Annotated in this window: 17 protein-coding genes and 1 pseudogene; 9 read left to right on the top strand and 9 right to left on the bottom strand. The window is 72.3% G+C overall.

The annotated features are described in order from the left end of the window. Positions 1-14 precede the first annotated feature (14 nt). Positions 15-716 (bottom strand): hypothetical protein, encoded by a 702-nt coding sequence (locus tag ACFWTC_RS01665; protein ID WP_383925960.1) that lies wholly within the window; start codon positions 714-716, stop codon positions 15-17. Positions 717-906: 190 nt separating this feature from the next. Between ACFWTC_RS01665 and ACFWTC_RS01660 the strand changes: the two genes are divergently transcribed. The 4 genes from ACFWTC_RS01660 (at position 907) to ACFWTC_RS01645 (ending at position 4,140) form a co-directional block, all read left to right on the top strand. Then, positions 907-1,917, top strand: a complete 1,011-nt coding sequence (locus ACFWTC_RS01660; protein WP_383925958.1) for a polyprenyl synthetase family protein — start codon at positions 907-909, stop codon at positions 1,915-1,917. A gap of 299 nt (positions 1,918-2,216) precedes the next feature. Then, positions 2,217-3,413, top strand: coding sequence for an outer membrane lipoprotein carrier protein LolA (locus tag ACFWTC_RS01655; protein WP_384025822.1), 1,197 nt, complete (start codon positions 2,217-2,219; stop codon positions 3,411-3,413). Between the two features lie 110 nt (positions 3,414-3,523). After that, entirely contained in the window at positions 3,524-3,727 is a 204-nt protein-coding gene (locus ACFWTC_RS01650; protein ID WP_267724109.1) for a hypothetical protein, read from the top strand. Next, positions 3,724-4,140, top strand: coding sequence for a hypothetical protein (locus ACFWTC_RS01645; protein WP_383925952.1), 417 nt, complete (start codon positions 3,724-3,726; stop codon positions 4,138-4,140). The genes ACFWTC_RS01650 and ACFWTC_RS01645 overlap by 4 nt, the downstream gene beginning before the upstream one ends. 118 nt (positions 4,141-4,258) lie before the next feature. Here ACFWTC_RS01645 and ACFWTC_RS01640 read toward each other — a convergent pair whose 3' ends face one another. The 8 genes from ACFWTC_RS01640 to ACFWTC_RS01605 all read right to left on the bottom strand — a co-directional run bounded on the left by ACFWTC_RS01640 (position 4,259) and on the right by ACFWTC_RS01605 (position 14,766). After that, complete coding sequence (locus tag ACFWTC_RS01640) at positions 4,259-5,575, bottom strand: M28 family metallopeptidase (protein WP_383925949.1); 1,317 nt, start codon at positions 5,573-5,575, stop codon at positions 4,259-4,261. Between the two features lie 202 nt (positions 5,576-5,777). After that, positions 5,778-6,722 carry an EamA family transporter RarD gene (rarD, locus tag ACFWTC_RS01635; RefSeq protein WP_383925947.1) on the bottom strand — a complete coding sequence of 315 codons (945 nt, stop codon included), beginning with the start codon at positions 6,720-6,722 and terminating at the stop codon, positions 5,778-5,780. A gap of 148 nt (positions 6,723-6,870) precedes the next feature. Beyond that, on the bottom strand, positions 6,871-7,725 hold the full coding sequence (locus ACFWTC_RS01630) for an SDR family oxidoreductase (RefSeq protein ID WP_384025825.1): 855 nt from the start codon (positions 7,723-7,725) through the stop codon (positions 6,871-6,873). A 201-nt stretch (positions 7,726-7,926) separates the two neighbouring features. Further along, the gene (locus ACFWTC_RS01625) at positions 7,927-9,018 is read right to left on the bottom strand and encodes a 2-oxoacid:ferredoxin oxidoreductase subunit beta (RefSeq protein ID WP_383925941.1); all 1,092 of its coding nucleotides are present in this window, start codon (positions 9,016-9,018) and stop codon (positions 7,927-7,929) included. Beyond that, entirely contained in the window at positions 9,011-10,954 is a 1,944-nt protein-coding gene (locus ACFWTC_RS01620; protein ID WP_383925938.1) for a 2-oxoacid:acceptor oxidoreductase subunit alpha, read from the bottom strand. Before ACFWTC_RS01620 ends, ACFWTC_RS01625 begins: the two co-directional genes overlap by 8 nt. Positions 10,955-11,105: 151 nt before the next feature. Beyond that, positions 11,106-11,765 (bottom strand): response regulator transcription factor, encoded by a 660-nt coding sequence (locus ACFWTC_RS01615; protein WP_324290260.1) that lies wholly within the window; start codon positions 11,763-11,765, stop codon positions 11,106-11,108. Positions 11,766-12,036: 271 nt separating this feature from the next. Continuing rightward, on the bottom strand, positions 12,037-13,347 hold the full coding sequence (locus ACFWTC_RS01610) for a sensor histidine kinase (protein WP_384026059.1): 1,311 nt from the start codon (positions 13,345-13,347) through the stop codon (positions 12,037-12,039). Positions 13,348-13,557: 210 nt separating this feature from the next. After that, on the bottom strand, positions 13,558-14,766 hold the full coding sequence (locus tag ACFWTC_RS01605; RefSeq protein ID WP_383925935.1) for a sensor histidine kinase: 1,209 nt from the start codon (positions 14,764-14,766) through the stop codon (positions 13,558-13,560). Between the two features lie 147 nt (positions 14,767-14,913). Between ACFWTC_RS01605 and ACFWTC_RS01600 the strand changes: the two genes are divergently transcribed. From ACFWTC_RS01600 to ACFWTC_RS01580, 5 genes and pseudogenes are all read left to right on the top strand, one after another. After that, complete coding sequence (locus ACFWTC_RS01600) at positions 14,914-15,321, top strand: NADH-quinone oxidoreductase subunit A (protein ID WP_267724125.1); 408 nt, start codon at positions 14,914-14,916, stop codon at positions 15,319-15,321. After that, the gene (locus ACFWTC_RS01595; protein WP_351275544.1) at positions 15,312-15,902 is read left to right on the top strand and encodes an NADH-quinone oxidoreductase subunit B family protein; all 591 of its coding nucleotides are present in this window, start codon (positions 15,312-15,314) and stop codon (positions 15,900-15,902) included. The genes ACFWTC_RS01600 and ACFWTC_RS01595 overlap by 10 nt, the downstream gene beginning before the upstream one ends. Continuing rightward, a complete protein-coding gene (locus tag ACFWTC_RS01590; RefSeq protein ID WP_384025828.1) occupies positions 15,899-17,101 on the top strand; it encodes an NADH-quinone oxidoreductase subunit C in 1,203 nt (400 codons plus the stop codon). Before ACFWTC_RS01595 ends, ACFWTC_RS01590 begins: the two co-directional genes overlap by 4 nt. Beyond that, positions 17,098-18,066: an NADH-quinone oxidoreductase subunit H gene (locus ACFWTC_RS01585; protein ID WP_383931726.1), complete on the top strand. Its 969-nt coding sequence runs from the start codon at positions 17,098-17,100 to the stop codon at positions 18,064-18,066. The genes ACFWTC_RS01590 and ACFWTC_RS01585 overlap by 4 nt, the downstream gene beginning before the upstream one ends. Continuing rightward, positions 18,063-18,731: pseudogene (locus tag ACFWTC_RS01580) on the top strand (NuoI/complex I 23 kDa subunit family protein); the annotation flags it as partial. The gene ACFWTC_RS01585 and the pseudogene ACFWTC_RS01580, both read left to right, overlap by 4 nt. Positions 18,732-18,856: the final 125 nt, after the last annotated feature.

Here is an 18,856-nt window from a genome sequence, read left to right as displayed (position 1 = left end):
GGTCGCCAATCGCCTCAGTGGACGGGGTGCATCGTGCGCCGCAGCCAGGGTGCGAGCGCGAGGACGGCCAGGCCCACCGCCACGGCGACGGCGCCGTCGACGCCGAAGTGCACGGGGTGGGAGACCTGGTCGTAGAGCTTCACGACCTGGGCCTGGATGCCGTTGGCCAGGGCCAGGGCCAGGGAGAGGAACCAGAGGGCCATCGTCAGCCGGCCGGCGAGGGCCGGAAGGATGGCGACCGCGGCGAACGCGACGCACCCGGCGACGATCCGCCACACGGCGCGGCGCATCGCGGCCGGCGCGAGCGCGAACTCGGCGCAGTGCCTGTGCCCGGCCAGGCGGCGGCGGCCCAGGACGTACTGGATCAGGCCGAAGGTCATGCCGATGGCGGCCGCGGAGAAGCCCCAGTGCCGGCCCTGGTGCTCGCCGAGCCGGCCGCCCGCGACGGACACGAGGTAGCCCATGGTCCCGTAGGCCGCCGGCACGGAGGCGGCGGTGCCCGGGTTCATCCCCAGGCCGCCGTCGGAAACGGCGTCCGCGAAGTAGAGGACGAGGATGGCCTGCATGCCGAGGAACGAGAAGCGCTCCCAGACCTCCAGCCCGGACAGGGTGGCGAGACCTCGGGGGTGGCCGAGGAAGGCGTGGTCGTCCTCGGGCGGCGGCTGATCGGCCTCCGGGCCCGGGGACTCGTCTGTGTCGGACGCAATTCTGAACAAAAGGCATTCTCCGGTTGTATCGGCTCTCGAAGAACATACCGGTGCGCTTCGGGCGCTGCGCGGGCGGCGGCCGGACAGGCGCTCACCGTGATCGAAAACAGACCGGATACGCTGGCTTGAGTGATGGCAGCGACACATCGACAATCCATGTGATCGTCAGCGTGATCGTCAGCAGACAGGAGTACCCCTCGTGACCGTCGTCGGGCCGTTCGGACTGAGCGTGCGGGACCAGGCTCTTGAGACCGATGTCCAGGCGGGACTTGCCGCCGTCGAGGCGGGTCTGCTGGAGGCCACCAAGAGCGAAGTCCCCTTCATCACCGAGGCCGCGCAGCACCTCGTGCGGGCCGGCGGCAAGCGGTTCCGGCCGCTGCTGGTGATGCTCGCGTCCCGTTTCGGCGATCCGTACGCGCCCGGGATCGTGCCGTCCGCCGTGGTGGTCGAGCTCACCCACCTGGCGACCCTCTACCACGACGACGTCATGGACGAGGCGGACGTGCGCCGCGGCGTGGACAGCGCGAACGCCCGCTGGGGCAACTCGGTGGCCGTCCTGACGGGTGACTTCCTGTTCGCCCGCGCCTCGCACATCCTGGCCGACCTCGGACCCGAGGCCGTACGCATCCAGGCCGAGGCCTTCGAGCGGCTGGTCACGGGCCAGATCCTGGAGACGGCCGGCCCGCGCGACGGCCGCGACCCCGTCGCCCACTACCTCGACGTCATCGCGGGCAAGACCGGCTCGCTGATCGCCGTCTCCGGACGCTTCGGCGCGCTCATGTCCGGCGCCGACGAGTCGGTCGTCGACATCCTCACCCAGTACGGCGAGCGCCTCGGCACCGCCTTCCAGCTCGCCGACGACGTCCTCGACATCGCCTCCGACGCGCACGAGTCCGGCAAGACGCCCGGCACCGACCTGCGCGAGGGCATCCCCACCCTGCCCGTGCTGCGGCTGCGCGAGATCGCGGCGCGCGACGGGCGCGCCGAGGACCTGGAGCTCGTACGGCTCCTGGACGGCGACCTGACGGACGACGCCCGACACGCCGAGGCCCTGACCCGGCTGCGGGCGCACCCGGCCCTGGAGCAGGCCCGCCGCGACACCATCCGGTACGCGGAGGACGCGCGCGCCATGCTCGCGCCGCTGCCAGAGTGCTTCGCGAAGTCGGCCCTGGAAGAGCTGTGCGACGCCGTGGTGCACCGCGCCGGCTGATGGCGCCGCGCCGCGGAGCCGAGGACCGTCGCCCCGCGGCGGCGGGCCCCGCAGCGGGATCCTCGGCGGGCTCCTCCGCGGTCCCGGTCGTGGAACGGGCCCCTCCGCTCCGCCGACCCCTACGGGTCGGAGCAGGGGGCCCCGCGCCGTGTCATCCCACGGGCGTACGCGCAATTGCGTCCGGGGGCTGACGCCCCGGAGCCGTCGATTTGGTCAGATGGAGTCATCAACCCCACCAGATCGGGTGAGCGCGGCGACACGGGGGTCGCCGCCGTCGACACAGAGGGCAGGGCACTGACATGGCAGCGAACACGAAGACTTCTCGCAAGGTCGCCCGGTACGGCGTACCGGTAGCGGTGGCAGGTATGGCCGCGGCGACCATCGCGATGGTCCCGGCCTTCGCCAACGCCGCGGGACCCGACCTGCCCAAGGTGACGGCGCAGGAGCTCATCGAGAAGATCGCGGCATCGGACGTACAGCAGCTGTCGGGCACGGCCAAGATCAGCACCGACCTGGGCCTGCCGAAGCTCGCGACCGGGCTGCTCGGCGGCGGCGGCGTCGCGGGCGGATCTGCCAACCCGGAGGACAAGGTCGCGCAGCTGGCGAACGGCACGCACACCGTCCGCGTGGCCGCCGACGGCCCGGACCGCCAGAAGCTGACCTTCCTGGACGGCAAGGACGAGTACAGCCTCATCCACAACGGAAACGACGTGTGGGGCTACGACTCCCAGTCGAACGAGGTCTTCCACGAGAAGAACGAGGGCAGGGCCGGGGAGCACAAGACGGGCGACCGCCTCGGCGGCGCCTCGCCCCAGCAGCTGGCCCAGGAGGTCCTGAAGGCCGCCGGGACCACCACGGACGTCAGCGTCGGCGACACCGCTCAGGTGGCCGGGCGGGACGCCTACCAGCTCGTGCTCAAGCCCAAGCAGACCGGCTCCACGGTCGGCTCGATCAAGATCGCGGTCGATGCCGAGAACGGCGTGCCGCTGCGCGTGCAGCTGCTCTCCGCCCAGGGCGGCAAGCCGATCGCGGACGCGGGCTTCACCCAGGTCGCCTTCACCAAGCCGGCGGCCGACACCTTCGCCTTCACCCCGCCCAAGGGCGCCAAGGTGACCGAGGGCACGGACGGGCCCGCGGCCGGCCAGGACGCCCACGACAAGGGCCTCAAGGCCCTGGAGTCCTTCCCGGGCCTCGGCGAGCTGGCCGGCGGGAACGGCAAGGGCGACGTGAAGGTCCTCGGCGAGGGCTGGGCGACCGTCGCGCGGATCGACACCGGCGCGGGCGCGAACCTCAAGGACCTGGAGAACGACAAGAACACCCCGAAGGAGGCCAAGCAGTTCCTGAACTCCCTCGGGGACAAGGTCACCGGGAAGTTCGGCGAGGGCCGGATCCTGTCCACCCGCCTGGTCAACGCCCTGATCACGGACGACGGCACGGTCTACGTCGGCGCGGTCACCAAGGACCAGCTGGTCAAGACGGCCGACACGGCCAAGTAGGGCCGGCGCGCAGCCGCACGCACGCCGAGGGTGGCCCGGGACCTGTGTCCCGGGCCACCCTTCTGCCGTAGCCCTCCTGCGTACGCCCGCCCCCGCTGTACGGTGGTGGGATGTCGAGACACGTCACCATCCGCCTGGACGAGGACTTCCACGAACGCCTGAAGGCGCGCGCGGCGGCGCTGGGAACGACGGTCACCGCGCTGATCACCGAGGTCACGGAACGCGAACTCGACGACGACCGGAAGAACTTCCTCTCCGGGATCGAGGAGTTCGCCGACCACTGGGGCTACTTCCAGGAGCGGTTCGGCAATTGAAGATCACCATGGAGTGGGCCTGGACCGCCCTGGCCCACCATCTCCCGTCCGATCCCGCGGTGTGGGACCCCTCAGGGGTGGCCGCCGCGGTCGCCCGGCACCAGAACGACCTCGTCCTGGTACCCGAACAGCCCGCCCCGGACACCGCGTGGCGGGCCGCTGCGTTTCTGCACACCCTCGCGGTGTGCCCGGCGCTGGAATCGCCGATGAACGAGTTCTACGCGGCCGCCGCGACCCGCTCGTACCTGCGCGTGGCCGGGGCCGAGCAGCTGCCCTCCCCGGAGGTCCTCGGCGATCTCGTCGAGGCGGCGAAGCTCGGCCGGGTGGACGTGGCCGGGGTGGCCGCGGAACTGCGCGCCCGGATACAGGAGCCGCTGTCGGCCTCGCTGCGGTCCCGCACGGAGGGTGCGTAGCAACCCCGTACGCCCCGTACGCCCCGTACGCGGCTGCCGCCGCCGCTCCCGCGCCGGGAGGCGGGGTGAGCGGCGGCGGCCCGGGCGATCGGCTGCCGGTGGTACCTGCGGCCGGGTGCTAGAAGGTGATCTTCCAGCTGTTGATGTAGCCGACGTCCTGGGCGGCCACGTCCTTCACCTGGAGCTTCCAGACGCCGTTGGCGACCTCGCTGGAGGCGTTGACCGTGTACGAGGCGATGACGTTGTCCGCGGAGTCCGAGGCGGAGTTCTTCAGCCGGTAGGCCGTCCCGTCCGGGGCGAGCAGGTCGATCACCAGGTCACCGCGGTAGGTGTGGACGATGTTGACGTCGACCTTCGTGGTGGCGGGCGCGTTGCCCGCGACGCCTGAGACCGTGATCGGCGAGGTGACCGCGGCGGCCGGGGAGTCCGGGATGTTCACGTCCGCGGTGTTCTCGAACGACGGGCCCGGCGGGACCGGGGTGGAGGCCCCGAGGTTCCAGATCGCGTAGGCGATGGCGTCGGCGTTGCGGTCGAGGGCGGTGTCGCTGATGTTCGTCAGCGAGTCGCAGGACGAGTGGTAGCAGCGGTCGAAGGCCTGACCGGAGGTGCCGCCCCACTTCTGGACCTGGGCCGCGGTCTTCGTCCGGCTGGCGCCGGTGAACAGGCCGCCGACCGGGATGCCCACGTTCTTGAAGGAGGCGTGGTCCGAGCGGCCGTCGCCCTCGGTCTCGATCTCCGTCGCGACGCCGAGGCCCGCGTAGTAGTTCTTGAAGGTCTGCTCGATGGTCGGGTCGTCGTCGTAGACGAAGTAGCCCGGGTTCGGCGAGCCGATCATGTCGAAGTTCAGGTACCCGGCGAACTTCGCGCGCTCGGCGGTCGGCAGGTTGTTGACGTAGTGCTTCGACCCGACCAGGCCGAGCTCCTCCGCGCCCCACCAGCCGAATCGCAGGTGCTTCGTGGGCTGGAGGCCGGCGCGGGAGACGGCGAGGGCGGTCTCCAGCACGGCCGCGCTGCCGGAGCCGTTGTCGTTGATGCCCGCGCCGGACGTCACCGAGTCGAGGTGGGCGCCGGACATCAGGACCGAGTTCGGGTCGCCGCCCGGCCAGTCGGCTATCAGGTTGTAGCCGGTGGCGCCGCTGGAGGTGAAGGTCTGCAGCGTGGTGGTGAAGCCCGCCGCGTCCAGCTTGGCCTTCACGTAGTCGATCGAGGCCTTGTAGCCGGCCCGGCCGTGGGCGCGGTTGCCGCCGTTGTTCGCGGCGATGGTCGAGAGCTGCGACAGGTGGGCCTTGACGTTGGCCAGCGGGATGTCGGGCGGCGTCGGCGCCGCGGTGGCCGCCGAGGGGGCGGCCAGTGCGACGGGGGCGGTGGAGGCGAACAGGCCCGCGACCGCGAATGCGGTCACGGCTGCGAGGCGCCGGGAGACGGACAGGCTCATGTGGGGGCTCCGGGATTCCGCGGGGATTTGACGGAACGAGCGTGATAGAGCTGGTGAGCGATAGTGCGTCAGTGCGAGCCTGATGTTCAGTGAGAGCGTGACTGTCCGTCAAGACCACAATTCGGTCAGGCGGGTTCGGAAAACGGACGATCCCCGGTACGGGAGTTCCGTACCGGGGATCGTGAGGGCGTTGTGCGTGCGGTTACGCCGGTTCGCGGGCCGGCGCCGCCACGGCGACGGGGGCGACTTCGAGCCGTATCCGCGACCGGCGCGCCGTGCGCAGCGCGTCCCAGGTCAGCAGGGTCAGCGCCGCCCACACCAGGGCGAATCCGGCCCAGCGCTCGGGCGGCATGGCCTCGTGGAAGTAGACGACGCCGAGCCCGAACTGGAACACCGGGGCCAGGTACTGGAGAAGGCCGAGGGTCGACAGCGGGACCCGGATCGCGGCCGCCCCGAAACACACCAGCGGGATCGCGGTGACCAGCCCGGTGGCGGCGAGCAGCACCGTGTGCCCGGCCCCGTACGAGGCGAAGGTGGACCCGCCCTGCGCGCCCAGCCACAGCAGGTAGCCGAGGGCGGGCAGGAACAGCACGGCCGTCTCGGCGGCGAGGGACTCCAGCCCGCCCATGTTGAGCTTCTTCTTGATCAGGCCGTACGTCGCGAAGGAGAAGGCCAGGGTCAGGGAGATCCACGGCGGGCGCCCGTAGCCGACGGCGAGCACCAGCACGGCGACGACGGTGATCCCGACCGCCGCCCACTGCGCGCGGCGCAGCCGCTCCCCGAGCACCAGCACGCCGATCGCGATGCTGACCAGGGGATTGATGAAGTAGCCGAGGCTCGCCTCGACGACGTGGCCGCTGTTGACGGACCAGATGTACAGGCCCCAGTTCACGGTGATGACCGAGGCGGCCAGCGTCGTCAGGACGAGTTTGCGCGGCTGGCGGAGCAGCTCCCGTATCCAGCCCCAGCGCCGCAGCGCGAGCAGGGCGACCCCGACCACGGCGAGGGACCACACCATGCGGTGGGCGAGGATCTCGACCGCGCCGGCGGGTTTGAGCAGCGGCCAGAAGAGGGGGACCAGCCCCCACAGGCCGTATGCGGCGAAACCGCTGAGCAAACCCGTGCGCTGCTCGGTCCGTGGCTTCACGGGTCCTCCTGTGCGATTTCCGGCCAACCTCACGACGGTAGCGCCGCGCGCGCCGGATGTCATGCCCGTTCCGGCCGGAGACTCATGACAGTGCGGGAGGACCGCCGTGCAGGCCGGGGCCCGGGGAGGGGTCCGGGCGCGGCCGGGATCAGGCCAGGGCGGTGCGGACGGCCTCGGCCAGCGGCGTGGTCGGCCGCCCGATCAGGCGGGCCAGGTCCACGCCGGTGCCCGCCAGGCGGCCGCGCGCGATCGCCGCGTCCACGTCGACGAGGATCGCCGCGAACGCCTCGGGGACCCCGGCGCCGGTCAGGACCGCCAGGTGCTCGGCGGCCGGGACCGCGGTGTACGTGATCTCCCGGCCCGTCTGCGCCGACAGCTCCGCGGCGTACTCCGCGAGGCTCCAGGCGGTGTCCCCGGAGAGCTCGTAGGCCCGGTTCAGGTGGCCCTCGCCGGTCAGCACCACGGCCGCGGCGGCGGCGTAGTCGGCCCGCGCCGCCGAGGCGACCCGGCCCTCGCCCGCGCTGGCGAGGACGGTGCCCTGCTCCAGGGCGGCGGCGAGCTGGCCGGTGTAGTTCTCGTGGTACCAGCCGTTGCGCAGGAAGGTGTACGGCACTGCGGAGTCGAGGACTGCCTGCTCGGTGGCCCTGTGCTCGGCGGCCAGCTCGAAGTCGGCCTCGGGGCCCCCGAGGACGCCGGTGTAGGCGAGCTGTGCCACGCCCGCGGCCCGGGCGGCGTCGAGTACGGCCGTGTGCTGGGCGACGCGGCGCCCGATCTCGTTGCCGGAGATGAGCAGCACCCGGTCGCCGGCCCGGAAGGCGGCCGCCAGGGCGGCGGGGTCGTCGTAGTCGGCGACGCGGACGTCCACGCCGCGCCCGGCCAGGTCGGCGGCCTTCCCGGGGTCGCGGACCACGACGGCGACCTGGTCTGCGGGGACGCGGGCCAGCAGTTCCTCGACGACGAGACGGCCGAGGGATCCGGTGGCTCCGGTGACGACGATGCTCATGATTGCTCTCTTCGTAGGGCGGGGCGGTAGTAACCACCCTACGGTAAGCGCTAACTTTTAGAAAGTGCCTCGCTCGATTCCGCCGGTCCCGCACCGGGAGCCCCTATGCACCGGGAGCCCATACGCATCGGAAGCCCGTGCGCACCGGGGCCCGGCCCTCCGCTGCGGGAGGGCCGGGCCCCGGTGCGGGCGCCGTACGGGTCAGCCGACGACGGTCCAGGTGTCGTTGCCGGCCAGCAGGGCGCCGAGGTCGCCCTTGCCGCTCTGGTCGACGGCCGCGTCGAGCTGCTCGGCCATGAGGGTGTCGTAGACCGGCCGCGCGACGCTGCGGAAGACCCCGATGGGGGTGTGGTGCAGCGTGTCGGGGTCGGCCAGCCGCGACAGCGCGAACGCGTGGGTGGGGCTGGTGCCGCTCGCGTCGTGGACCAGGATCCGCCCCTCGTTCTCCGGGGTCACGGCGACGACCTCCAGGTCCCCGGTGGCCGGATCGCGGACCACGCCCTTGGCCCCGTCGGCGCCGAACCGGATCGGCTTCCCGTGCTCCAGCCGGATCACGGCCTCCTCGGCCCGGTCCTTGTCCTTGAGGACCTCGAAGGCGCCGTCGTTGAAGATGTTGCAGTTCTGGTAGATCTCCACCAGCGCCGTGCCCTGGTGGTCGGCCGCCTGGCGCAACACCTCGGTCAGGTGCTTGCGGTCCGAGTCGACGGTGCGGGCGACGAAGGTGGCCTCCGCGCCGATCGCGAGGGACACCGGGTTGAAGGGCGCGTCCAGCGAGCCCATCGGGGTCGACTTGGTGATCTTGCCGACCTCGGAGGTGGGGGAGTACTGCCCCTTCGTCAGACCGTAGATCCTGTTGTTGAACAGCAGGATCTTGAGGTTGACGTTGCGCCGCAGCGCGTGGATCAGGTGGTTGCCTCCGATGGAGAGGGCGTCGCCGTCTCCCGTCACCACCCACACCGACAGGTCGCGGCGCGAGGTGGCCAGCCCGGTCGCGATGGCCGGGGCGCGGCCGTGGATGGAGTGCATCCCGTAGGTGTTCATGTAGTACGGGAAGCGGGAGGAGCAGCCGATGCCGGAGACGAAGACGATGTTTTCCTTCGCCAGCCCCAGCTCGGGCATGAAGCCCTGCACGGCGGCGAGGACCGCGTAGTCGCCGCAGCCCGGGCACCAGCGGACCTCTTGGTCCGACTTGAAGTCCTTCATGGACTGCTTGGCCTCGGCCTTGGGCACGAGGGAGAGCAGGGTCGGCGGTGGCGTCGGTGTCGGGTGGGGTGCGTCGGTCACCTCAGTCATTGATGGCCTCCTCGAGGACCGTCGCGAGCTGCTCCGCCTTGAACGGCATTCCGTTGACCTGGTTGTACGACTGGGCGTCGACCAGGTATTTCGCCCGGATCAGGGTGGCGAGCTGCCCGAGGTTCATCTCCGGCACCACGACCTTGTCGTAACGCCCCAGGACCTCGCCCAGATTCCCCGGGAAGGGGTTCAGGTGGCGCAGGTGGGCCTGCGCGACGGGCCGGCCGGCCACGCGCAGCCGGCGGACGGCGGCGGTGATCGGGCCGTAGGTGGAGCCCCAGCCGAGGACGAGCGTGCGGGCCCCGTCCGGGTCGTCGACGTCCAGGTCGGGGACGGCGATGCCGTCGATCTTGGCCTGGCGGGTACGGACCATCAGGTCGTGGTTGGCCGGGTCGTACGAGATGTTGCCGGTGCCGTCCTGCTTCTCGATCCCGCCGATGCGGTGTTCGAGGCCGGGAGTGCCGGGCACGGCCCAGGGGCGGGCCAGGGTCTCCGGGTCGCGCTTGTACGGCCAGAACACCTCGGTGCCGTCGGCCAGCTCGTGGTTGGGCCCGGTGGCGAACGGCACCTTCAGGTCCGGGAGGTCGTCGACGTCCGGGATCTTCCAGGGCTCCGAGCCGTTGGCGAGGTAGCCGTCGGAGAGCAGGAACACCGGAGTCCGGTAGGCGAGCGCGATCCGGGCCGCGTCCAGGGCGGCGTCGAAGCAGTCCGCCGGGGTGCGCGGGGCCACGATCGGGACCGGGGCCTCGCCGTTGCGCCCGTACATGGCCTGGAGCAGGTCTGCCTGCTCGGTCTTGGTCGGCAGGCCCGTGGACGGGCCGCCGCGCTGGATGTCCACGATCAGCAGCGGCAGTTCCAGGGAGACCGCGAGCCCGATCGCCTCCGACTTCAGGGCCACCCCCGGCCCGGAGGTGGTCGTCACGGCGAGCGCGCCGCCGAAGGCCGCCCCGAGGGCCGCGCCGATGCCGGCGATCTCGTCCTCGGCCTGGAAGGTCCGTACGCCGAAGTTCTTGTGCCGGCTCAGCTCGTGCAGGATGTCGGAGGCCGGGGTGATCGGGTACGAGCCCAGGTAGAGCGGCAGATCGGCCTGGCGGCCGGCCGCGATCAGCCCGTAGGACAGGGCCAGGTTCCCCGAGATGTTGCGGTAGGTGCCCGTCGGGAAGGCGCGGGTGGCGGGCGCGACCTCGTAGGAGACCGCGAAGTCCTCGGTGGTCTCGCCGAAGTTCCAGCCCGCCCGGAAGGCGGCGACGTTGGCCTCCGCGATGTCCGGCTTCTTCGCGAACTTCTGCCGCAGGAAGCTCTCGGTCCCCTCGGTGGGCCGGTGGTACATCCACGACAGCAGGCCCAGCGCGAACATGTTCTTGCTGCGCTCGGCCTCCTTGCGGGGGAGTCCGAACTCCTTCAGCGCCTCCAGCGTGAGTGTCGTCAGCGGCACGGGGTGGAGGTTGTAGGCGTCGAGGGAGCCGTCGTCGAGGGGAGAGGTCTCGTAGCCCACCTTGGCCATGGGGCGCTTGGTGAACTCGTCGGTGTTGACGATGATCTCCGCGCCGTGCGGCACGTCCCCGATGTTCGCCTTCAGGGCCGCGGGGTTCATCGCGACCAGCACGTTCGGCGCGTCGCCGGGCGTCAGGATGTCGTGGTCGGCGAAGTGGAGCTGGAAGGAGGAGACCCCCGGAAGCGTTCCGGCGGGGGCGCGGATCTCGGCGGGGAAGTTCGGGAGCGTCGACAGGTCGTTGCCGAACGACGCCGTCTCCGAGGTGAACCGGTCACCGGTGAGCTGCATGCCGTCACCCGAGTCGCCCGCGAACCTGATGATCACACGATCGAGGCGGCGGACTTCCTTGCCGCCCGGACCCGCCGGAGTGCGCTGTCCGCCGACAACCGCATCCCCGGCCCCGTCGGCCTGCTCGGCCGGGCTGCTGACCTGGCTGGTCACTGAACTGGACCTCCTTCGAGGCGTGGGCACCCCCGGGATCCACCCTACGTCCGTAGGAGTGCACTCCCCTGGAGCGGCCACATTCTGGACCGTCGGACCGTACCTTGAGACGACCCGGCCGGTATGCCATATCTGACAGAGTGTCAGTCGATCAAGACTTCAGATAGGTGAGAACGGCCAGTACACGCCGGTGATCCCCGTCACTCGGGGACAGGCCCAGCTTCATGAAGATGTTGCTGACGTGCTTCTCCACCGCGCCGTCGCTCACGACCAGCTGCTTCGCCACGGCGGAATTGGTGCGTCCCTCGGCCATCAGCCCCAGTACCTCGCGCTCCCGCGGGGTCAGCCCCGCCAGCACGTCCTGCTTGCGGCTGCGGCCCAGCAGCTGCGCGACCACCTCGGGGTCCAGGGCGGTACCGCCCCGGGCCACCCGCACCACCGCGTCGAGGAACTCCCGCACGTCGGCCACCCGGTCCTTGAGCAGGTACCCCACCCCTGTGGAGGAGCCCGCCAGCAGTTCGGTGGCGTACTGCTCCTCCACGTACTGCGACAGCACGAGCACGCCTATGCCCGGGTGGTCGCGCCGCAGCCGGACGGCCGCCCGTACGCCCTCGTCGGTGTGCGTCGGCGGCATCCGTACGTCGGCCACCACCACGTCCGGCAGCGCGTTCTCCGCGGCCAGCTCGTCCACCGTCTTGATCAGGGCCTCGGCGTCCCCGACGCCGGCGACGACGTCGTGCCCCCGGTCGGTCAGCAGGCGGGTCAGGCCCTCCCTCAACAGCACCGAATCCTCGGCGATGACCACCCGCACCCTGTCTTCCACGATTCAGCAGCTCCCGCGTCCACTCGTACCCGCACTACCCGGCTCAGCCAAGCATCCCAGCCTCAAGCCCGGATCAAGGCAGAGCCGGGACAACGGGTGTGCGTACGGGGGGAGTTTTCACATACGGAGGAACCGCACGCGGCCCCCGGCCCGCCCCCGTCGGCCCCCGGCGGGGCGCGGGGGTCACGACCGCCGGGGGCGGGCGGGGGTCACGACGGCCGGGGGACGCGGGGGTCACGACCGCCGGGGAACGCGGGGGTCACGACCGCCAGGGGAGTTCCGCGGTCACCGTCGTGCCGCCGTCCGCGGGCGAGTCGACCACCAGTACGCCGTCCACCGCGTCCAGCCGTTCCGACAGGCCCGCCAGCCCCGTCCCGGACACCGGGTCCGCGCCGCCCCGGCCGTCGTCGGAGACCTGGATCAGCAGCCGCTCCCCGGACTCCCACACGTCCACCGAGGCCGACCGGGCCGAGGCGTGCTTGCTGATGTTCTGCAGCAGCTCCGAGACCGTGAAGTACGCGATCCCCTCGATCGCCGCCGCGGGCCGCGCCGGCAGGTCCACGGCCACCCGCACCGGCACCGCGCACCGCGAGGCCACCGCGGACAGCGCCGCGTCCAGCCCACGGTCGGTCAGCACGGCCGGATGGATCCCGCGGGCCAGGTCGCGCAGCTCCCGCAGGGCGGTCTTCACCTCCCCGTGGGCCTCGTCCACCATCCGCGCCGCGGCCTGCGGGTCCTCCAACAGCTTCTCCTTCGCCAGCCCCAGGTCCATGGCGAGCGCCACCAGCCGGGCCTGCGCCCCGTCGTGCAGGTCGCGCTCGATGCGCCGCAGGTCGGCCGCGGCGGTGTCCACGACCACGCCCCGGTCGGACTCCAGCTCGACGACCCGGGTGTCCAGCCGGGACGGCCCGAGCAGCCCGCCGACCAGCACCCGGTCGACGGTGGTCAGGGCCCGGAACACCCACGGGGTGGCGAGCGTGAACACCAGCCCGACCAGCGCGGTCAGGGCGATCGCGGCGGGGGAGTCGAGGTAGTAGGCGTAGTCGCCGTTCTGGAACAGCTGGAGACCGGGCTGGTCGGTGAAGGCCGGGATCACCCAGAACCACAGCGGGTACAGCAGATAGGTCCAGCCGACCGCCCAGAACACCAGTGCCACCACGAACCCGAACACCGCCCACGGGAAGTGCACCAGGCAGTACAGCACGTGCCGCCACGCGCTCCCGCTCTTGAGCAGCGCGCCCATCGCGGAGAGCGCCCCGCTCTTCTTGGCCCGGACCGGCGCGGGATCGGCGACCGCCACCCCGAGCAGGGTGCGCACCCGCGCCCGCTCCAGGTGGCCGAACCCGCGGCACATGGCCAGTACGCCCGCCAGGACCGGGATGCCGAGGAAGGTGACGAGCAGCCCGGCGCCGAGGCTCACCCCGGTGACCGCCAGCGAGAAGTACAGGACGCTCAGCGGCATCCCGCTCAGGAGGTACCCGAACTCGCGCCAGGTCCGCGCCGCGAGCGGAGCCCGCAGTACCGCGCCGAACCCACCGCCCGTGCCGCCGCCGCCCTCGCCGTTGCCCATGATCCCGACCCGCCCTTTCCGCCGACCCGCCCGTGTCTCTCCCACGCCTCCACCCTGCCGCCCGGGACCCCGCCGAACCATGCGGTGGGTGGGCCTCTCCACCCGGGGGATAACCCCACCCCAGGCGCCCCCGCCGCCGGGCACCGGGCCGCACCCGCCGGGCGCCGGGCGGCCCGTGCCCGGCCCAGCGGTCCCGGGGCCCCGGCCCGGTCAGTGCGCCCGGCCCAGCGGTCCCAGCGCCCCGGCGCGGTCGCGCCACGGCAGTTCCGCCGTGACCACCGTCCCCGCGCCCTCGGGGGAGTCCACGACGAACACCCCGTCCACCGCCTCCAGCCGCTCCGCGAGCCCCGCCATGCCCGTACCGCCGGCCGGCCGGGCCCCGCCGCGCCCGTCGTCCGAGACCCGGATCAGCAGCCGCGCCCCGGACTTCCACACCTCCACGCCCGCGCCCCGCGCGCCCGCGTGCTTGCTCACGTTCTGCAGCAGCTCAGACACCACGAAGTACGCGATTCCCTCGATCGCCTCCGCCGGCCGCGCCGGCAGGTCCACCGCCACCTTCACCGGCACCAGGCACCGCGAGGCCACCGACGACAGCGCCGCGTCCAGCCCGCGGTCGGTCAGCACGGCCGGGTGGATCCCCCGCGCCAGGTCCCGCAGTTCGCGCAGCGCCAGCTTCACCTCCCCGTGGGCCTCGTCGACCATCGCCGCCGCGCCCTCCGGGTCCTCCAGCAGCTTCTCCTTCGCCAGGCCGAGCCCCATCGCCAGCGCCACCAGCCGGGCCTGCGCCCCGTCGTGCAGGTCCCGCTCGATGCGCCGCAGGTCGGCCGCCGCCGTGTCCACGACGACCCCCCGGTCGGACTCCAGCTCCGCGATCCGCCGCTCCAGCTCGTCGGAGGGCGAGAGCAGCCCCCGTACCATCGCCCGGTCCACGTTCGCCAGCGCCCGCACCAGGTACGGCAGCACCGGCCACAGCACGAACAGCCCGGTCAGCACGACGGTGAAGGTCAGCACCCCCCACGGCAGCCGGATCAGCTCGTACAGCACCGTCCGCCAGGCCACCGGGTCCTTGAGGGTCGTCCACAGCCAGGGGAAGAAGCCGCCGGTCCGCTTCGGCCCGGGGATCGGGCTCGGTTCGTCCACGCGCACCCCGAGCAGCACCCGGGCCCGGCCCCGCTCCAGCCGTCCCAGCTGGCGGGACAGGAAAAGTCCGCCGGCGAGCAACGGGAGCCCGACCGCGGTCACGGACAGACCGCCCGAGACGCTGACCATGACCACCGTGTAGACGAAACCGACCAGCGCAACCGGCAGGTTGCCCATCAGGTGGGCGATCTCCTTCCACGTCACGGCGTCGAAGGCGGGCCGTACGGGCGGCGGCCGGTCGTCGCCGGCGGTTTCGTTCGTCAGATCGCTCGCGGTCATGCGGCACAGCCTGCCAAGCGGCCCCCGCTGATGCCATGGGGTGGCCGGGGTGCTGTGAACGGGGGATAACCCCACCCCGCGGAAGGCAGGCCCTAGACTCCCGTCCGTAAACCGATCGTCGACAGCGGCCGAGGAGCGAAGACGGACGTGCCCGAACCAACGGTATCGACCGTGACCGTGCTCGCCGCGGACTACTTCCGGAGTTATTCGGTCGTCGGCCTGCTCGCCGTCCTCGGTGTGCTCTTCGTGACGGTGGCCTTCACCGCGAACCGCCTGCTGCGGCCCTCCGTGCCCACCCCCGAGAAGCTGCTGACGTACGAGTGCGGCGTCGACCCGGTCGGCGAGGGCTGGGCCCACACCCAGGTCCGCTACTACGTCTACGCCTTCCTCTACGTCATCTTCGCCGTCGACTCGATCTTCCTGTTCCCCTGGGCGACCGTGTTCGCCGCCGCCGGCTACGGCGCCACGACGCTCGTGGAGATGTTCGTCTTCCTGGGCTTCCTGGCCGTCGGCCTGCTCTACGCGTACAAGAAGGGCGTCCTCGAATGGACGTGACACCGGCCCGGCCGGAACTGCTCCCCGAGCCGAAGCGGCTCGGCGTGCTCTCCCGCCTCGCCCCCGAGCCCATGAAGGTGGTCCTCAACTGGGGCCGCCGCTACAGCCTGTGGGTCTTCAACTTCGGCCTCGCCTGCTGCGCGATCGAGTTCATCGCCGCGTCGATGGCCCGGCACGACTTCATCCGCCTGGGCGTCATCCCCTTCGCGCCCGGTCCCCGCCAGGCAGACCTCATGATCGTCTCGGGCACCGTCACCGACAAGATGGCCCCGGCCGTCAAGCGGCTGTACGAGCAGATGCCGGAGCCGAAGTACGTCATCTCCTTCGGCGCCTGCTCCAACTGCGGCGGCCCGTACTGGGACTCGTACTCGGTGACCAAGGGCGTCGACCAGATCATTCCCGTCGACGTCTACGTACCGGGCTGCCCGCCGCGCCCCGAGGCGCTCCTCCAGGGCATCCTCAAGCTCCAGGAGAAGATCGCCCGCGAGTCCCTGGCGGAGCGCTACGCGCAGGCCCCGTCCGTCGGGCAGCTCACCAGCGGCCTGGTCACGCCCCCGCCCGCCCCGGGAGCCGGCGCGTGAACCTCTACGACTCCCTGCCCGACGCGGCGTCCACGGTCTTCGGCGAGGAGGCGGTGGGCTCGTACGCGTACGACCTCCTGACGGTCGACGTCCCCGTCGGCTCCTGGATCGCCTCCCTCGAAATCGCCCGGGACAAGCTGGGCTGCACGTACTTCGACTGGCTGAGCGCGGTCGACGAGCCGGGCACCGGCTTCCGGATCTGCGCGCACGTCGTGTCGCTGGAGAACCACCGCGTACGCCGCCTGCTGCTGCGCACCACCGTCCCGCACACGGCGCCGTCGCTGGCCTCCGCCGTCGCCGTCTACGCGGGAGCGGAATGGCACGAGCGCGAGACCTTCGAGATGTTCGGGGTGGTCTTCACCGACCACCCGCACCTGGTCCCGCTCCTCCTCCCGGAGAACTTCGAAGGGCACCCGCTGCGCAAGGACTTCGTCCTGGCGGCGCGCGTCGCCAAGGCCTGGCCGGGCGCCAAGGAGCCGGGCGAGGGCGCGGACCCCGACGGCCCGAAGCGCCGCCAGATGCTTCCGCCGGGGGTCCCGGACCCCAACGACTGGGGCCCGATGAAGGGCCAGCTCCCGCCGGCCCCGGCCCGCCCGGCCCGCGGCGCGCGCGCCGCCGGTGCGGCCGGCGCCGCCGCCCGCGAGGGCGCCCCGGCCCGCCGCACCCGCGCGACCGGCGACGGCCCGCCGCCCCGCTCCACGGGCACGGCGGAACCCCCCAGCGCGGCGGGAACCCCTGGCGGTGCGGCTGCCCCTGGCGCGGCGCCGACTTCCGGCGAGGGCGCGGCCGGGCCCGCTTCCGGCGCCGCCCGGCCGGCCCGGCGTACGCGCTCGGTCGCGGACGGCTCAGCGAGCCAGGCCGCCCCGGCCGGGCCCGCGCCCGCCCCCGAAGCCGCCCGCCCGGCCCGGCGTACCCGCTCGGCGGGGGACGGCTCCGCGAGCCAGGCCGCCTCCGGCCCGGAGACGCCGAGGCGACCGGCGCCCCGGAGCTCGGACGCGCCCTGGCACGACCCGAAGCCCGCCTTCACGGAGCCGCCGGCCGACCCGACCCGCGCGACGGGCCCGGCTCCTGCCGCGGCCCCTGACGCCGAGCCGAAGCCGGCGCCGAAATCCGAACCGGCCCCCGAGCCGAAGCCGGCGCCGAAATCCGAACCGGCCCCCGAGCCGGACCCCACCCCCGACAACGGAGGCGACGCGTGAACGACGTCCTCGACGTCGCCCTGCGGCTGATCGTCGTCTTCGCCGTCTTCCTCGTGCTCCCGCTCGTCGTCGGGCAGGCCGAGCACAAGGTGATGGCCCACATGCAGGGCCGGCTCGGCCCCATGTACGCCGGCGGCTTCCACGGCTGGGCCCAGCTCGTCGCCGACGGCGTGAAGTTCGCGCAGAAGGAAGACATCGTCCCGGCCAACGCCGACCGCCGGATCTTCCAACTGGCACCCGCCGTAGCCCTGCTCCCGTACCTCCTCGTCCTCCTCGCCATCCCGATCGGGCCGGGCGAGGGCGCGGTCGGCCAGGTCATCGACGCGGGGGTGTTCTTCGCGCTCGCCGTCATGGGCGTCGGAGTCCTCGGCTCCCTCATGGCCGGCTGGGCCTCCGCCAACAAGTTCTCCCTGCTCGGCGGCCTCCGCACCGCGGCCCAGCTGCTCGCGTACGAGCTGCCCATGCTGCTCGCCGCCGCCTCCGTCGCCATGGCCGCCGGGACGGTCTCCCTTCCCGGCATCGTCGAGGCCTTCGAGTGGTGGTGGCTGCCCTGGCAGATCGTCGGCGCGCTCGTGTTCTTCGTCGCCGGCCTGGCCGAACTGCAGCGGCCCCCCTTCGACATGCCCGTCGCCGACTCCGAGATCATCTTCGGCGCGTACACCGAGTACACCGGCCTGCGCTTCGCGCTGTTCCTCCTCGCCGAGTACGCCGGCATCGTCGTCCTCTGCGGCCTCACCACCGTCCTCTTCCTCGGCGGCTGGCACGGACCCATCGGCGCCGAGGGCCTCGGCTGGGTCTGGACCCTGCTCAAGGTCGCGGTCCTGGCGTTCGTCGTGATCTGGCTCCGGGTCAGCTACCCGCGCCTGCGCGAGGACCAGCTCCAGAAACTCGCCTGGACCGTACTCATCCCCCTCGCGCTCGCCCAGATCGCGCTCACCGGCATCGTGAAGGTGGCGATCAACTGATGCCCATCCCCGGATCCGGCCTCGCCAAGGGCCTGGCCGTGACGCTGCGCACGATGACGAAGCGCTCGCACACCGCCCAGTACCCCGAGGTCCAGCCCGAACTCCCGCCCCGTTCCCGCGGGGTCATCGGCCTGTTCGAGGAGAACTGCACGGTCTGCATGCTGTGCGCCCGCGAGTGCCCCGACTGGTGCATCTACATCGACTCCCACAAGGAGACGGTGCCGGCCTCCACCCCCGGTGGCCGCGAGCGCAGCCGCAACGTCCTCGACCGCTTCGCCATCGACTTCTCCCTCTGCATGTACTGCGGCATCTGCATCGAGGTGTGCCCCTTCGACGCCCTGTTCTGGTCGCCGGAGTTCGAGTACGCGGAGACCGACATCCGCGAGCTGACCCACGAACGGGACAAGCTGCGCGAGTGGATGTGGACCGTCCCGGCCCCGCCCGCGCTGGACCCGGCGGCCGAGGAGCCGAAGGAACTCGCGGCTGCCCGCAAGGCGGTGGAAAAAGCCGAAGCCGCCGCCACACCCGCCACCCCCACCCCCGGCACCTACCCCTCCACCCCGCCCCCGACCAACCCCGCCCCCGGCACCCGGGCTCCGGCCACCCCACCCCCGGGACCGGCCCCCTCGGCCCCGGGCCCGGCCACTCCGGCCCCCGGCAGCAGCCCTGCCGCGCCCGGCCCCGACTCGGCCCCCGGTACGAGCCCCGCCGCGCCCGGCACGGGACCCGCGCCCGGCACGGGACCCGCCCCCGGCACGGGACCCGCCCCCGGCACAGGACCCGCCCCCGG

This window comes from Streptomyces sp. NPDC058619, assembly GCF_042717785.1.
In the GTDB taxonomy this organism is placed as follows: domain Bacteria; phylum Actinomycetota; class Actinomycetes; order Streptomycetales; family Streptomycetaceae; genus Streptomyces.
The sequence above is the reverse complement of the archived record's forward strand: the minus strand, read 5'-3'. Positions and strand labels throughout refer to the sequence as shown.

Coding starts and splice junctions, on each gene's coding strand:
- ACFWTC_RS01630 (WP_384025825.1), bottom strand. CDS start 7,725: ATGAGCATCGTCGTCACCGGAGCCACCGGATCCCTCGGCCGTCTCGTC.
- ACFWTC_RS01610 (WP_384026059.1), bottom strand. CDS start 13,347: ATGGGCAACGGCGAGGGCGGCGGCGGCACGGGCGGTGGGTTCGGCGCG.
- ACFWTC_RS01595 (WP_351275544.1), top strand. CDS start 15,312: ATGGACGTGACACCGGCCCGGCCGGAACTGCTCCCCGAGCCGAAGCGG.
- ACFWTC_RS01605 (WP_383925935.1), bottom strand. CDS start 14,766: ATGACCGCGAGCGATCTGACGAACGAAACCGCCGGCGACGACCGGCCG.
- ACFWTC_RS01625 (WP_383925941.1), bottom strand. CDS start 9,018: ATGACTGAGGTGACCGACGCACCCCACCCGACACCGACGCCACCGCCG.
- ACFWTC_RS01640 (WP_383925949.1), bottom strand. CDS start 5,575: ATGAGCCTGTCCGTCTCCCGGCGCCTCGCAGCCGTGACCGCATTCGCG.
- ACFWTC_RS01650 (WP_267724109.1), top strand. CDS start 3,524: ATGTCGAGACACGTCACCATCCGCCTGGACGAGGACTTCCACGAACGC.
- ACFWTC_RS01655 (WP_384025822.1), top strand. CDS start 2,217: ATGGCAGCGAACACGAAGACTTCTCGCAAGGTCGCCCGGTACGGCGTA.